Origin of the sequence: Flavobacterium columnare NBRC 100251 = ATCC 23463, assembly GCF_002530675.1 — a bacterium.
Taxonomy (GTDB): domain Bacteria; phylum Bacteroidota; class Bacteroidia; order Flavobacteriales; family Flavobacteriaceae; genus Flavobacterium; species Flavobacterium columnare.
Map to the genome: position 1 here is coordinate 1 of NZ_PCMX01000065.1, position 15,797 is coordinate 15,797.

16 protein-coding genes are annotated in these 15,797 nt (G+C 31.0%); 11 read left to right on the plus strand and 5 right to left on the minus strand.

The annotated features are described in order from the left end of the window. Positions 1-221: 221 nt before the first annotated feature. The 11 genes from B0A78_RS09485 (at position 222) to B0A78_RS09535 (ending at position 10,445) form a co-directional block, all read left to right on the plus strand. On the plus strand, positions 222-677 hold the full coding sequence (locus B0A78_RS09485) for a hypothetical protein (protein ID WP_014165984.1): 456 nt from the start codon (positions 222-224) through the stop codon (positions 675-677). 32 nt (positions 678-709) lie between these two features. Next, entirely contained in the window at positions 710-2,158 is a 1,449-nt protein-coding gene (locus B0A78_RS09490) for a lipopolysaccharide biosynthesis protein (RefSeq protein ID WP_014165983.1), read from the plus strand. Between the two features lie 61 nt (positions 2,159-2,219). Beyond that, a complete protein-coding gene (gene dut, locus B0A78_RS09495; RefSeq protein ID WP_097609628.1) occupies positions 2,220-2,654 on the plus strand; it encodes a dUTP diphosphatase in 435 nt (144 codons plus the stop codon). A gap of 99 nt (positions 2,655-2,753) precedes the next feature. Beyond that, positions 2,754-3,764: a sugar nucleotidyltransferase gene (locus tag B0A78_RS09500; protein ID WP_097609629.1), complete on the plus strand. Its 1,011-nt coding sequence runs from the start codon at positions 2,754-2,756 to the stop codon at positions 3,762-3,764. 168 nt (positions 3,765-3,932) lie between these two features. Next, entirely contained in the window at positions 3,933-5,279 is a 1,347-nt protein-coding gene (locus B0A78_RS09505; RefSeq protein WP_077225841.1) for a tetratricopeptide repeat protein, read from the plus strand. Then, on the plus strand, positions 5,276-6,061 hold the full coding sequence (locus B0A78_RS09510; RefSeq protein ID WP_097609630.1) for a DUF4292 domain-containing protein: 786 nt from the start codon (positions 5,276-5,278) through the stop codon (positions 6,059-6,061). Before B0A78_RS09505 ends, B0A78_RS09510 begins: the two co-directional genes overlap by 4 nt. 16 nt (positions 6,062-6,077) lie before the next feature. Next, on the plus strand, positions 6,078-7,292 hold the full coding sequence (locus B0A78_RS09515; RefSeq protein ID WP_065212896.1) for a murein hydrolase activator EnvC family protein: 1,215 nt from the start codon (positions 6,078-6,080) through the stop codon (positions 7,290-7,292). A gap of 85 nt (positions 7,293-7,377) precedes the next feature. Next, positions 7,378-7,788 carry a BrxA/BrxB family bacilliredoxin gene (locus tag B0A78_RS09520; protein WP_014165977.1) on the plus strand — a complete coding sequence of 137 codons (411 nt, stop codon included), beginning with the start codon at positions 7,378-7,380 and terminating at the stop codon, positions 7,786-7,788. A gap of 89 nt (positions 7,789-7,877) precedes the next feature. Continuing rightward, positions 7,878-8,609, plus strand: a complete 732-nt coding sequence (locus B0A78_RS09525; RefSeq protein ID WP_014165976.1) for a lysophospholipid acyltransferase family protein — start codon at positions 7,878-7,880, stop codon at positions 8,607-8,609. A gap of 13 nt (positions 8,610-8,622) precedes the next feature. After that, positions 8,623-9,624: an acyl-ACP desaturase gene (locus B0A78_RS09530; RefSeq protein ID WP_014165975.1), complete on the plus strand. Its 1,002-nt coding sequence runs from the start codon at positions 8,623-8,625 to the stop codon at positions 9,622-9,624. Between the two features lie 176 nt (positions 9,625-9,800). Continuing rightward, on the plus strand, positions 9,801-10,445 hold the full coding sequence (locus tag B0A78_RS09535) for an HD domain-containing protein (protein ID WP_014165974.1): 645 nt from the start codon (positions 9,801-9,803) through the stop codon (positions 10,443-10,445). A gap of 449 nt (positions 10,446-10,894) precedes the next feature. Here B0A78_RS09535 and B0A78_RS09540 read toward each other — a convergent pair whose 3' ends face one another. The 5 genes from B0A78_RS09540 to B0A78_RS09560 form a co-directional block, all read right to left on the minus strand. Further along, positions 10,895-11,677, minus strand: a complete 783-nt coding sequence (locus B0A78_RS09540; RefSeq protein ID WP_065212895.1) for an enoyl-CoA hydratase/isomerase family protein — start codon at positions 11,675-11,677, stop codon at positions 10,895-10,897. A 4-nt stretch (positions 11,678-11,681) separates the two neighbouring features. Then, positions 11,682-13,160, minus strand: a complete 1,479-nt coding sequence (locus B0A78_RS09545; RefSeq protein WP_041253244.1) for a sensor histidine kinase — start codon at positions 13,158-13,160, stop codon at positions 11,682-11,684. Beyond that, positions 13,160-13,708, minus strand: coding sequence for a CopD family protein (locus tag B0A78_RS09550; protein WP_065213915.1), 549 nt, complete (start codon positions 13,706-13,708; stop codon positions 13,160-13,162). Before B0A78_RS09550 ends, B0A78_RS09545 begins: the two co-directional genes overlap by 1 nt. Continuing rightward, the gene (gene hemH / locus B0A78_RS09555) at positions 13,708-14,718 is read right to left on the minus strand and encodes a ferrochelatase (protein WP_014165970.1); all 1,011 of its coding nucleotides are present in this window, start codon (positions 14,716-14,718) and stop codon (positions 13,708-13,710) included. The genes B0A78_RS09550 and hemH overlap by 1 nt, the downstream gene beginning before the upstream one ends. Positions 14,719-14,808: 90 nt before the next feature. Beyond that, positions 14,809-15,675 carry a helix-turn-helix transcriptional regulator gene (locus tag B0A78_RS09560; RefSeq protein WP_014165969.1) on the minus strand — a complete coding sequence of 289 codons (867 nt, stop codon included), beginning with the start codon at positions 15,673-15,675 and terminating at the stop codon, positions 14,809-14,811. Between the last annotated feature and the right edge of the window lie 122 nt (positions 15,676-15,797).

Sequence of the window (15,797 nt, forward strand, 5' to 3'; positions counted from 1 at the left end):
TTATTAGTTTGTAAAATTATTTTCTCCTTTTTCTTACAAAAAGAACACACCTTCCCTAATTAATTAACTTATTCGGTCTATTTTTTGATATTTGTGATAAGTTTTAGATATTTGTTAAGAAAACGCTTTCAATCATTTAACCGTACGTACTTAAAGCCTACACTAAAATTGACAAATACATTTAGTAATAAAATATTTGAACCTTTTAACTGCTTTGTAAAATGAAAATAATATATATTTTTATACTGTCTATCATTCCTTTTCTAGGGTATTCTCAAAAAACAAAAAAACTCCCTTTTAATATAGAAGAATCCTATTGTCAATCTTGGATAGCGGGTATAAAAGGAGGCGGTTCAGGCACAGACTTTTATATTATTTTTCAAAAAGAATTACCAAAAGAGGTTGTATTAAGTAAACTTTATTTTCAAAACAAAATGGCTCTCCCGAATAAAGTAACACCAAAGGAGTATTTCTTTAGCTTCAAAGAAAATATTAATTGCCACCCAAATGAAGAGATTTCTCAAGAGGAAAAAATAACTAAAGTCATTTCTTCTAAACAAGCTGTTCTAGAATATTTTTATAAAGGAAACCGATCCTTTTTTAAAATTAGAAAAATAAAAGAAAAAGAAATATTAGCTTATCCTTCTGTAAGAACAGATGAAAATGATAAAAATTAATACTTTTGCGGGTTTAAAATAACACAACTGTTTTGGGCATTTATAAAAGTTTATTTAAGCAGACACTAATCTATGGTTTAGCCACAGTCTTACCTCGTATGATTAGCTTTTTATTGAATCCTCTATACGTAAAAAAATTACCAAAAGCGGAATTTGCTGATGTATCTATTATTTTTGCTTATTTAATCTTTTTTAATGTAGTTCTATCCTATGGAATGGAAACTGCTTTCTTTAGATTTTATAATCAAGAAGAAAACAAAAAAAATGTTTTCAAAACATCATTAGCATCACTTTTTTGGTCTTCTATTTTATTTTTGTCATTTTCACTAATTTTTAGAGAAAGTATAGCTCATTTTATCAATATCAAAAAGGAGTATATTACTTATACCATTTGGATATTGGTCTTAGATGCCTTGGTCGTTATTCCCTTTTCAAAATTACGTGCCGAAAAAAAATCAATGCAATATGCTGTGATTAAAATTTCGAATGTTATCATTAACTTTGGTTTAAATATTTTTTTCTTATTAATACTCCCCTTAATTTCAAAAGAAAACCCTATCAGTACACTCTATTTTGAGCATTTTCAAGTCGGATATATTTTTATTTCAAATGTTCTTGCCAGTTTACTGACTTTAGTAATGCTATCTAACCATTATATTAAACGGGAAGGTGTTTTTGATAAAAAACTATGGATTAAAATGATCCAATATGGTTTACCAATTCTTTTTGCGGGAATTGGATTTGCTATTAATGAACATTTTGATAAAATTCTATTAGAAAAACTACATGTTTCCAAAGCGGATATAGGAGCATATTCTGCTTGTTACAAATTAGGAATGTTTATGGTTTTATTTCGTACGGCTTACTCCTTAGGCATAGAACCCTTCTTTTTTAGTCATGCTAAAAATGAAAATGCACCAAAAACCTACGCTACTATCACGAAATACTTTGTTATTTCGGGTTCTTTCATTTTGCTTTTTGTGATTGTTTTTATTGATCTTCTTAAACAACCACTAGTCCCTAATGCAACTTATTGGGTGGCTATAAAAGTAGTACCCCTAATTGTATTAGCCAATTTCTTTTTAGGAATTTACACAAATCTATCGGTATGGTACAAACTAACTGATAAAACATATATAGGAACTATAATATCTCTTATAGGAGCTATTTTAACACTAACATTCAACTATTGGTTAATACCTATTATGAGTTATTATGGTTCGGCTGTTGCAACTATTATAGCTTACGGAAGCATGATGTTTATATCTTATTATTTAGGACAAAAACAATATCCTATTCCATACGAAATAAACAAAATTGCAAGCTATGTAGGAGTATCTATTACATTATCTGCCATGTCCTTTTACATTCCTTTTCTACGTCAGAGTTATATTTTTGGAATATTTGCCTTGATCGCTTTCGGATATTATATTTACAAAAATGAAAAAGAGTTTTTTTTAAGAATAATAAAAAGAAGATAAATTAAAATGAGACTTCGTGTTTTTTATAAGTCTCTTATTATTAAAATAGTGTATTCACAATATGGAAATAAAAATTGTAAATAAATCAAAACACGCCCTGCCGCATTATGAAACTGGTTTATCAGCAGGAATGGATTTAAGGGCTAATTTAGAAGAATCTATTACAATACCTCCGCTCGGAAGAGTCTTGATTAAAACGGGATTATTCATAGAACTACCACAAGGTTACGAGGCACAAATAAGACCCAGAAGTGGTTTAGCTCTTAAAAAAGGAATTACTGTTTTAAATTCTCCTGGTACTATAGATGCTGATTATCGCGGTGAGATAGGTATCATTTTAGTTAATTTATCAAATGATTTTTTCGAGATTGAAGACGGTGAGCGTATTGCTCAATTAGTAATTGCCAAACATGAACGTATTTTTTGGCATCCTGTAGAATCCCTCTCTGACACAAATAGAGGAGAAGGAGGTTTTGGCAGTACTGGACTAAAATAATCTGGTTAATTCAAAAAAAATGAGTATAAAAAAGTAAATAAATTTTAAAAACTACTTTCCCTGTAGCAAGTCCTTCCACAAGGACAAGGGACTAATCTTATGAAAATCATTGTACCTATGGCTGGTCGTGGCTCACGCCTTCGTCCGCATACGCTAACAGTTCCTAAACCATTAATTCCTATTGCTGGCAAGCCTATTGTGCATCGTTTAGTAGAAGACATTGCCAAAGTAATCAACCAAGATATCGAAGAAATTGCCTTTATTATTCATGAAAGTTTTGGTCAAAAAATAGAAGAGGAATTAGTGGCTATAGCACAAAACTTGGGAGCTAAAGGAACTATCTATTATCAAAATGAAGCATTAGGCACAGGACATGCTATCATGTGTGCCAAAGAATCCCTTTCAGGACCTACCGTTATTGCGTATGCTGATACCCTTTTTAAAGCTGATTTCACATTAGATACGGCTGCTGACAGTGTAATTTGGGTAAAGCAAGTAGAAAATCCAGAAGCCTTTGGTGTAATTAATCTGAACGAATCAAATGAGATTATTGAATTAGTAGAAAAGCCTTCTACTTTTGTTTCTGATCTAGCCGTTATTGGTATTTATTATTTTAAAGATATAGCTGTCTTAAAAAATGAATTACAAGCTGTTTTAGACAATAATATCATTCACGGTGGGGAATACCAAATAAATGATGGTATCAAACAAATGATGGACAAAGGAATGAAATTTGTTCCTGGAAAAGTAGAGGAATGGATGGATTGTGGAAATAAAAATGTAACCGTTGAAACAAATAGTAGAATGCTGAATTTTTTACATGCAGAAGGTGAAAACATGGTAGCTAATTCTGCTCGTATTGAAAATTCTACAATCATACCTCCTTGTTTTATAGGGGAAGACGTAGTTTTAATAAACTCAACTGTAGGGCCTAATGTATCTCTAGGAAAATCTACACATTTAACAAATGTTACCATTAAAAACAGTTTGGTTCAAACGCATACACATTTATGTAATGCTGATCTAGACAATGCTATGATTGGTAATCACGCTACTTTTGACGGAAACTTCAAAAGTATAAGCATAGGAGATTATTCTACATTAGAATAAATAAAGAATGAAACTGTCCGGATGTTTTTTTAAATTTTCGGACAGACCTTTTTAAACTGGATATTTTACTGTTATAACAACATTAACACCCCCTTTTTTGTAATAAATAATCTAGAATGATTAAAAAACAACACTATATGTTAATCAATGTACGTAAAATTTAAAAATATGAATAAAACAATATACAAACTGGCCTGTTTTATATTCATAACCAGTACACATCCTTTTTTAGCTCAAACAGATCCTGAAAACATCGTATCAGATGATGATAGTTTTCAAGAGGCCTACTATGAGTCTCTAAAACAAAAAGGAATTGAAAATTATGACAAAGCACTTATTGAGTTGGAAAAATGTTTACAACTCCAACCTAATAATGCAGTTATTTATCATGAATTAGGTAAGAATTATTATTTTAAAAAAGATTATATTTCGGCTGAAGAAGCCTATATAAAAGCGACAGAATTAGACTCAAAAAACAAATGGAACTGGATTGACTTATATGATGTGTACTATAACACCAAGAATTATAATCAAGGAATTTCAGTTCTTCAAAAAATCATTGTTTTAGACAAAAAATACAAAGAAGATTTACTGGCTTTGTACATGTACACTCGTCAGTTTGATAAAGCTCTAATACTAATCAACGAATTAGACGAATCCGAAGGCAAAACAGAAAGAAGAAATCAATACAGAGCAGAAATCAACAGACAAACCAATATCAGTGCTGGAAGCAAATCCGATTTAGAAAAAGCGATTGAAACCAATCCTTTAAACGAAGAAAATTATCTTTCTCTAATTACTAAATATTCTGAAACCAATCAAGAAGAAAAAGCAAGACAAGTAATTGAAAAACTAAAACAAAACCTACCTACTTCAGAATGGGCTGCTGTATTCCTGTTTAAATATCATATTACTGATACAAAGGGAACGGAAGCTTTTAACACACTTGAAACGGTTTTGAAAAGCAGAAAAATAGATAAAAAAATTAAAATTAAAATGTTTAATGAATTTTTAATTTTTGTATCTAAAAATCCTATTTTTGAGAATCAACTATCAAAAGCTATGTCCTATTTTGAAGGAGATCCAGAATTTAATGTACATAAAGAAGTCGGAAAATTTTACTTTAAAAAAAAACAATGGGATTTAGCTATTAAAAATTTTGAAAAATCTATTATCCTTCAAAAAAACGATCTAGAAACAGCTTTATGTACTCTTATTTGCTATGAAGAAAAAAAAGATTATCAAGTAATGTTAAAACTTACTACAGATTATTTAGATCTATACCCTAATCAACCTGAATTTTATTACTTTGCAGGAAAAGCAAATTTTGAGCTAAAAAATTATAAAAAAGCGAACGAATTTTTAGAAATTGGTTTCGATTACATCATCGAAAACCCTGTATTAGAAATTAATTTTCTGAATTTAATAAGCGACGTTTCAATTGCTTTAGGCAATACCAAAAAAGCAGAAGAATACCAAAAAAAAGCATTGATTATTAAAAACACAAAAAAATGATCCAAAAGATTATAAGTATAATAAGCGTAGCACTCCTATTCGTTTCATGTAAAACCAAACAAAATCTTGTTGTACATCCAGAAAACAAGATGCCAATTATTACAGAAACAGTAAAAAATGTTATAACAAATCACGAAGCCGTAAAAAGAGATTTTAAAACAGCCTATATAAAATCGGATATACAGTATAAAGATGAAAAACAGTCCTCTAGCATACTAGCAGACATTCGTATCAAAAAAGATCAAATGATCCTTATAACCGCTAAAATATTAGGCTATCCCATAGCCAAAGTACTATTAACACCTTCTTCTGTAAAATATTATCAAAAAATTGGAGGGAAATTTTTTGATGGGGATTATAAAATATTAAGTAACTGGCTAGGTACTGAATTAAATTTTCAAAAAGTTCAAAACCTACTCTTAGGAAAAACCATTGACGATCTTTCTTTAGACAAATATACCATGACAAAGGAAGAAAACAGTATAAAATTAGTGGAAACAACACCCAGTAATTTCATAAAATCTTACTCCTTTGATCCCAACTCTTTTTGGTTAAACAGTCAAGAAATAAAACAAATTGACCCAGATCAAAAAATGACGATTAATTACACCAATTATAATTTAGCTTCAGAAGCTATTTTACCAATGGAACTTGTTATTTTTGCAACTCAGGATAATAGAACCACAGAAATTACAATACAAAATGAATCTGTTACGTACAATGAAGAACTAACATTTCCGTACAGTGTACCCGAAGGTTATAAAGCCATAAAAATTAATTAAAAAGAATTAATCAATTATGTTAAAACATATCTTATCTTTTGTTTTTATTCTTAACACCATCATGGTCTGGTCTCAAGAAGAAGATAGACAACGCAAATTAGAAGAACAAAAAGCTAGAATTCAAGAAGAAATCCGTCAAAAAGAACGCCTATTGGGTGAGCAAAAAAGAAAAGAAAAAGATGTAACTAAAATTGTAGCCCAACAAAAGGAAAAAATAGACTTACAACTTAAACTGATTCGTACTACAGAAAAACAAAAAAAAGTATTAGGAAACAGTATGTATATCAATCAATTAAAAGTAAATCAATTAAAAAAGGATTTACAAATCCTAAAAGAAGATTATGCTGAAATGATTGAAAAATCATATAAAAGTCGTTCAGAACAAAGCAGGGCTATGTTCATTTTATCTGCCGATAATTTTTTACAAGCCTATAAAAGAGGGGAATATATGAAGCAATATTCTAGCTTCCGAAAAATGCAGGGCGAAGAAATAAAAAGCAAAACAAAAGATCTGGAAAGCTATAACGCTAAATTAGGTACGCAAAAAAAACAAAAAGAAAAATTAATAGCCCTAAGCGAAAAAGAAAAAAAAGATCTTGAACTAGAACGTTTAGAACAAGAACGATTATTAAATAGCATTAAGAAAGATAAAAAGAAAATTATTGCTGAAATTCATAAAAAACAAAAAGAATCTCGCGCCATTGAACGTCAGATAGATCGCTTAATTCGTGAAGCAATTGCTGCAGCCAACAAAAAAGCGGGTAATACAACTAATACAACCACTTTTGTATTAACACCTGAAGCTAAAGAATTAGCTAATGATTTTCGATCAAATCGTGGTCGATTACCATGGCCTGTAGAAAAAGGAGCTTTAACCAAACGCTTTGGTCGTCAGCCCCACCCCTTAGAACCTTCTATCATGATTGAAAGTAGCGGAATTGAAATTTCTTCCGAAAGAGGTGCTCAAGCTCGTGCCGTTTTTGGAGGCGAAGTAAGTGACGTACAAATGGCTGCTAACGGTACTGCAACTGTAGTTATCAGACACGGTGACTATATCACTTCTTATTCTAATCTTAGTGGAGTAAATGTCAGTAAAGGGCAAAAAGTAAGCACCAAACAAACTTTAGGAAGCATTCATTTCAATAGTTTTACAAATAAAGCAGTCTTAAAATTTTATATTTATCAAAATACAACAAAATTAAATCCTCAATCTTGGATTAAAGGATTATAAGAACTATTAAAATCATATTAAATAAAAAGGTTACAATAGAAAAGTTTGTAACTTTGCAAAAGAATAACTTTAACATATAAAGAATATGTATCCAGAAGAAATGGTAAAGCCAATGCGCGAAGAATTAACTAGCAAAGGTTTTCAAAATTTATATACAGCAGACGATGTAAAAAATGCAATTACAGCTACTGGTACTACCCTTGTTGTGGTAAATTCAGTTTGTGGTTGTGCGGCTCGTAATGCTCGTCCAGGCGCTATAATGAGTTTATCCGGTGAAAAAAAACCGAACCAATTAATTACTGTTTTTGCAGGTGTTGATAAAGAAGCTGTAGATGCTGCTCGTGAACAAATGTTTCCTTTCCCTCCTTCTTCACCAGCCATGGCATTATTTAAAGACGGTGAGTTAGTACACATGTTAGAACGTCATCATATAGAAGGACGCCCAGCAGAAATTATTGCTGAAAATTTAAAAGATGCTTATAGCGAATTTTGCTAAGAATTATACAAGCTTATTTTTATAAATGTCACCTAGATATCTTTTTTCTAGATGACATTTATTATTTTTTGATCAAATTAAACTAAGATATGCTAAAACTTATTTCGTACCCATTGTCTATTTTATTTGGAATATTGTTTTTTCTTTGGCTACTTCTTTTCCACCCTATACAATGGTTTTGCTTAAAATTTTTTGGATATAATACCCATCGAATCAGTGTAGCAATTTTAAATGCTTTTTTAGTTAGAACCACCCATGTTTTAGGAACAACTTACAAAATAAAGGGAATTGAAAATATCCCCAAAAACAAACCCCTGATTATTGTAGCTAACCATCAAAGTCTATATGATATCCCCCCTTTTATCTGGTTTTTACGCAAATACCATCCTAAATTCATTAGCAAAAAAGAACTAGGAAAAAAAATACCAAGTGTTTCCTTTAATTTACGTCATGGTGGTTCCGCTTTAATCGACCGAAAAGACCCAAAACAGGCCTTACCAGAAATAAAAAGAGTAGCTGAATATATTAATCAAAATAATTACTCTGTAGTCATATTTCCAGAAGGCACAAGGAGCAAAACGGGAGTACCCAAACCTTTTTCTATAAATGGTTTAAAAATGCTTTATAAATTTGCACCCGATGCTTATTTTTTGCCCGTAACAATAAATAACTCATGGAAAATGACACGTTATGGTCAATTCCCTTTAGGATTAGGCAGTAATATTGAACATATAATTCACCCTCCTCTAAAAATATCTGATTATAGTTTTGATGATATATTCAAAAAAACTGAAACTATAATCAAAGAACATATAAAATAATTATACTAGTCTTATGGAAAAATTAAATAATATTCGCTTGGAAGTCATGCAGTATCTAGAAAAGAGTTTGGATTCTTTTGTAGAAAATTACCTACTTCCTGTAGAAAAAATCTGGCAACCAAGTGATTTATTACCTAACTCTGAAGCAGAAAACTTCATAGAAGAAGTCACAGAGCTTAGAGAAATAGCAAAAGATTTACCTTATGATTTTTGGGTAGTTCTAGTAGGCGACACAATTACAGAAGAAGCCCTACCAACCTATGAATCATGGTTGTTAGATATTGAAGGTATTCAACAAAAAGGATCTACGGGCGATAACGGCTGGGCTAAATGGATTCGTCAATGGACTGGCGAAGAAAATCGTCATGGTGATCTACTTAATAAATATTTATATCTATCAGGACGTGTAAATATGCGAGAAGTAGAAATAACCACTCAACATCTAATAAACGACGGATTTGATCCGGGTACTGATCGTGATCCTTATAAAAATTTTGTATTTACAAGTTTTCAGGAATTAGCTACTTATATCTCACACATGAGAGTATCTAAATTAGCCAAACAATTTGGTGATAAAAAATTAGCTAAGCTATGTAATTTAATTGCAGGCGATGAAATGCGCCACCATTTGGCATATAGTGAATTTGTTAACCGAATTTTTCAAGTAGATCCTAGCCAAATGATGTTGGCTTTTCAATATATGATGAAACAAAAAATTACTATGCCCGCCAACCTTATTCGCGAATCGGGAGAAGCTATAGGAACTGCATTTGAAAAATTTTCTGAATCAGCTCAACGAATAGGTGTTTATACTGCTACAGATTATATTGATATCATGGAAAAATTAATTCAAAAGTGGGAAATAGACAAAATCACCCATCTTACAGATGAGGCAGAAAAAGCACGTGATTATCTAATGAAACTTCCTGCAAGAATGACTCGATTAGCAGAAAGAATAGTTACTCCTGCGGAAGAAAAATTATTTAAATGGGTACAACCTGCTTTAATAGTTTAAAAATAGAAACCAAGATAAATTCAAAGAGGCTGTCTCAAAAGTAAAAACAAAAACGTATTTCATACTAAAATATAAGGAAGGATAGGTAATTAATATCTCTAATCTACTTCCTATATTTCTAAAAAACATGACAATTAAACTTATTTTAAGACAGCCCTTTTTTAAAGATATAACCTATGGAAATTATACAAAAAACAATTGAGTTTGTAAAAAAGCAATTAGAAGAAGCTGAAGGAGGACATGATTGGTTTCATATAGAACGAGTATATAAAAACGCCCGACAAATAGCTAAAGAAGAAGAATGTAACGAAACTGTAGTTTACCTAGCAGCTTTATTGCATGATATAGCCGATAGTAAATTTTATAATGGTGACGAAACTATTGGTCCCAAAACAGCGTCTGATTTTCTTACATCACAAAATATTGATCAAACCATTATTGATCATGTAGTAAAAATTATAGAAAACATCTCTTTTAAAGGGGGTAATTTTGCAGCTGCCTTTCATTCTAAAGAACTTGCTATTGTTCAGGATGCCGATCGTTTAGATGCCATTGGTGCCATAGGAATTGCCCGAGCCTTTAATTATGGTGGATTTAAAAACAGAAAACTCTATGACCCCGCGATTATCCCTAATTTAACAATGAGTAAGGAAGAATACAAAAATACCACATCGCCTACCATTAATCATTTTTACGAGAAATTATTACGCTTAAAAGACAAGATGAACACAACAGCGGGAAAACGAATTGCCTTACAACGCCACTTGTTTATGGAACAATTTTTAGAACAGTTTTATGATGAGTGCGAAGGAATAAAATAATGAAAGCGAAAAGCATAGGGTCTAAAAGTTTAATTTTTCTGTTTAACCCTAAGAAAGACCTCCATTGGTCGATTCTAACTTTAATTAAACTAGCAAAGCTAAATAGTAAGATTACAACCTTTTAGAATCGCTTTTTAAAAGTAGGTGTCTAAAAAAAGATCGGAATGAACAAACTAACTGTTAAGCTACTACTTTTTTTAGACACCACATATTTAGAATTAAGCCAAAATTAATATAGTACCATTCAAATTTTTAGTTTTCCTTTTAAAAATAGTACACCTACAAAAGCAACAAAAATTAGCATTAGCTCTCGATACGCTTTGCACTCGATCTGACGATGATTTCGATTATATACTCAACCGTCAGTTCGAGTTATTTTTGAAATGAAATGGAAAAAACGTATCGAGAACTTTACTTTTTAACCCAGTATATTTTTAGTTCAAATAGTATTATTTTCCTTCAAAAACAGCTTTGCGTTTCTCTAAGAATGCTGTTGTTCCTTCTTTAAAATCAGCAGTAGCAAAACATTCTCCAAACTTTTTAATTTCCGTCTCAAAACCGTTTATACCATCTTTGTAGTTTGCATTTACAGCTTCAATAGCTTTACCTATAGCAACGGGAGAGTTACGTTGTATTTTATCCGCTATAGTCATATAAGTAGCAAACAACTCTTCTTGAGACACAACATGATTTACTAATCCAAATTCTTTTGCGGTCTTAGCATCTATCATACCTGCTGTCATAATCATTTCCATAGCACGTCCTTTACCTACTAATTGTGTCAAACGTTGTGTACCTCCATAACCTGGGATAACACCTAATGAGGTTTCAGGTAATCCCATTTTTGCATTTTCAGAAGCAACGCGAAAATGACAAGACATAGCAAGTTCTAACCCCCCACCTAATGCAAATCCGTTTACCGCAGCAATTACTGGGGTTTTCATGTTTTCTATGAAATTAAAAAGTAGTTCTTGTCCTTTTCTAGCTAATTCAGCTCCTTCTTGCTCAGAAAAATGAGCAAATTCAGATATATCTGCACCTGCCACAAAAGCTTTTTCGCCATTCCCTGTAAGGATAATAGTTCTAATGTTTTCATTGGCTTCTAATTCTTTCAACCAATAATGCAATTCTTTTATTGTTTCAGAATTTAATGCGTTTAATTTTTCTGGTCGATTAATTCTTATAGTAGCTGTAAATTTTTCGTGCTCAACTAAAATATTTTTTAATTCCATGTTGCTATTTATTTATAATAGGTAATATTACTTTAAAAGTAGTTCCTTTAGTTAATTTAGATTCAAAAGTAATCTTTCCTTGGTAATTTTCAATTATATTTTTGATAATCGCTAGTCCTAGTCCCATTCCACTAGTTTTTGTGGTAAATTTGGGTTCAAATATACGCTCAAAATCTTGAATTGCTATTCCCTTTCCATTATCACATACACTAATAATGGTATTGTTTTCTTCTTTTTTTACAGATACTAGAACTTTCTTATTGATTTGTTCTTCGGGTATAGCCTGTATAGCATTTTTTACCAAATTAGTAATAATACGAATAAGTTGAGTTCTATCTATTTTGGTAATGATTTCATCCGTACTAGAATAATATTCTATATAATTTTCATTAAAAATATCTAATGCCATACTTACCACATCTACCACATTTAATGTTTCGTTTTGTTGAGCGGGCATAGATGCAAAATTAGAAAAAGCACTGGCAACAGCACTCATTGTATCTATTTGTTGGATAAGTGTTTTAGAAAAATCAACTACTTTTTGTCTAATATTGGGGTCTTGAGGGTTAAAACGCATTTCAAAACTCTGAACCGTTAATCGCATAGGAGTCAAAGGGTTTTTTATTTCATGAGCTACCTGCTTGGCCATCTCTCTCCAAGCTCCTTCGCGTTCACTTTGTGCTAATTTATTAGCGCTTTCTTCCAACTCATCTATCATCTTATTATAAGACTGAATAAGTTTATCTATTTCGGAACTGTGTGTTACTAAATCTATTTTTTTATTTTTTTCGGTCAGACTGGTTTCGGTCAGTCTACGAGAAATCGTTTCAAGGGATTTAGTAATATATCTTGACAGATAAAAAGCCAACCAAATAGCTAATGAAAACATTCCTAAATATACACTTCCAAATATGGCTAAAAAGTTTTCTATTTCTTGTTTGTAATAGCTATCATCTTGTTTGTAAGGGAGTCGTATAATACCTATGGGTTTCTTTTCTATATGATCCATTAAATAGCTATAAGAAAAATTATACACATCTCCTCTAGCTTCTCCTTCGCCTATAAATCTATTTTTATCAGCGTACTTAATTTTTTCTAATAAATTATCTGATATATTAATAGTAATTTGTCCTTTTATTACAGGTGCTCTTGAATTAATAAGCATACGTCCTTGTAAGTCATAAATATCTATTTCTAAATTATGAATATCGGCTATTTCAAATATTTTTTCTTTAAAAATAGAGGCTAGATTAGCTGTTATTAGAGGATGAGGGGTCGTTTCTAAAACATACTCAATATGTTGTTTGATTTGTTCTTCTTTCCTTAGTAAACGTTCCTTATGATATTCTTGACTTTCATATTGAAAATGAAGTATTGACACTAATGCAATTAATATTGAAGATATTAGTGTTATGAATATAAGCGCGAGGAAAATTCTTGATCGTAAGGAAAGATTTTTACCCCAAAGAAAAATGTTTATCATTATTTTTTTTCTCGTATGTTTTTATAAAACTTATAGCCTAGCATTAAAAGTATAGAAAAAAGGATTATACCTATTACACCAAATATCCAATTGATGGCATTTTTTAAAATTACTAAAAAAACAACTGCAAATAAAATAATAGTGGCTCCTTCATTCCATAATCGAAAAAAAGTAGAACTCTTTTTAACTTCATTTTTTTGCAATTGATTAAAAATTTGATGGCATTTTAAATGATACAAATACAAAAGAAATACAAAAGTTAACTTAATATGCATCCATGATTGTGTAAGCCATAGATTACCTGTATCAGTAAAGAGTAGCATCCAAAAAGCAAAAATACTAGCTAATACGGCACTTGGCCAAGTTATGATGTACCATAAACGGTATTGCATCAATTGGTACTGCTTAATTAGAATACTTTGCTCTGGTTCTGGTTTTTCCTTAGCTTCAGCGTGGTATACAAAAAGCCGTACAATATAAAACAATCCTGCAAACCAAGTGATTACAAAAATAAGATGTAATGATTTTATGTAGTTATAAAGTTCCATTAATTCCAATTCTTAATCCAACCTGCTATAGTTTGTGCCCAATCATCACGATCATTTAAACAAGCTACTGTTAAAAAGTTTTCTCCTCCATTTTCTTTAAAACTATGAGCAGCCTCCATACCTATTTCTTCCAAAGTTTCTAAACAATCTGAAACAAAAGCAGGTGTTACAACAGCTAAATTTTTAATTCCTCTTTGAGCTAATCCATCAATTGTGGCATCAGTATAAGGCTGTAACCAAGGATCACGTCCTAAACGAGATTGGAACGAAGTGCTGTAACTTCCTTCTTCTAATTGTAATAATTCAGCTACTTGTCTAGTGGTTTCATAGCATTGATGGCGGTAACAAAATTCATGTGCAGGAGAGGGTGTTGCACAACATTTTCCATCGATTGCACAATGTGATTTAGTAATATCTGATTTTTTTATATGTCGCTCTGGTACACCATGGTAGGAAAACAAAATATGATTAGCTTCAAAGCCAGCCAAAGCCTCCTTTATTGAAGTTCCTAAATTAGCGATATAACGTTCTCGTTTATAAAAAGCGGGAACCGTTTTAAAAGTCATAGAAGGAAATTTCTTTTTGCGAATTTCTTCCGCTAAGACCAAAATAGTTTCTGTGGTTGCCATAGCAAATTGTGGATATAAAGGCAAAAGTAGTACTTCCGTTACTCCCTTATCATGCAACTGTTGTAATCCAAGTTCTATACTAGGATTACCATAACGCATAGCAATTTCTACTGGAAAATCAACTAATTGTTGTACTTTCTTTTGTAATCGTTGAGTTAGAACAATTAAAGGAGATCCTTCTTCCCACCAAATTTTTTTATAAGCTGCTGCCGATTTTTTAGGTCGCGTATTGAGTATGATTCCTTTTACCAAAAAGGCTCTTAATAAATAAGGAAGATCTATTACACGTTCATCCATTAAAAATTGGTCTAAATATTTTTTTACATCTTTTACCTCTGTACTGTCAGGTGAGCCTAAATTAACTAATAATACTCCTTTCATTTTTATGTTTTTTTGAGACTTACAAAACCTAAAGATAGTTTTAAGATAAAATTATGTTGTATCTTCTATCTTTCATTTTTTGATCTATTTTTAATTTACTTTTTCTAATAAATATTTTTTAGGCGTCGTGCCAAATTTCTTTTTAAATGCTGCAATAAAATGACTGGCGGTACTATAGCCAATTCTTAATCCTACTTCGTTTACATTATAGGATCCGCTATCTAGCAAGTTTCTAGCGTATTGCATCTTATAATCAAACAAAAATCCATAAACTGTTTCCCCATAAATTTGTTTAAACCCTGTTTTTAACTTTTTTAGGTTTAGGCCAACTTGATCCGCTAATTCTTCTAAACCTGGTGGTTCTGACATATTGGCAATAATAATTTCTTTTGCTTTTTTTAGTTTTTTTACATTTTCTTCATCTATCAAAAAAGGGCATTGTTCGATATCAGGATCTTCATTTTTATTAAAAAACAAACTTAGTAATTCATATCCTTTTCCTTTGTAATATAAATTTTTAATTGTTGGGTTTAGATTATAATGAAACATTTGGTTGAGAACAATGGCTATAGAAGGTGTAATATTTTCTTCGCCATAATATTTTCTATCGCGATTTTCTTCACTCAAAAAAGGGATATGATCTGCATCAGTAGTAAATAATCCATGAAATTTTTTAATAGAAATCAATATAGAAATAATCCACGTTTTAGGTTCTATATCTAGGTGTAAAGGAAGTTCTTTTTCAGGATTATAAAACAAAAGAGATTTTTCTCCTTCTAGTCCTATTGTATAACTACCATTATTAAAAATAAATCTGCCTTTTCCTTTCAAACCAAAATGAAACTGAATCAAACCTGTCTTTACTGGTCGTTCATATTTTATAACTTCTTCTGTATCATTTTGAAATCTTAACAAAACAAATTCGTCATCCATTTTTATTTCCTCGGTAGCACCCATAGCGACATTTTTTTACGTAGGCGGTTCCCCTAAATTAGGTTTATTATTTAGAATAATTCTATATAATAAAGTTCTAAAGAGCCTATTATAGAACAAAAATAGAATAAATATCCCTAAAAATT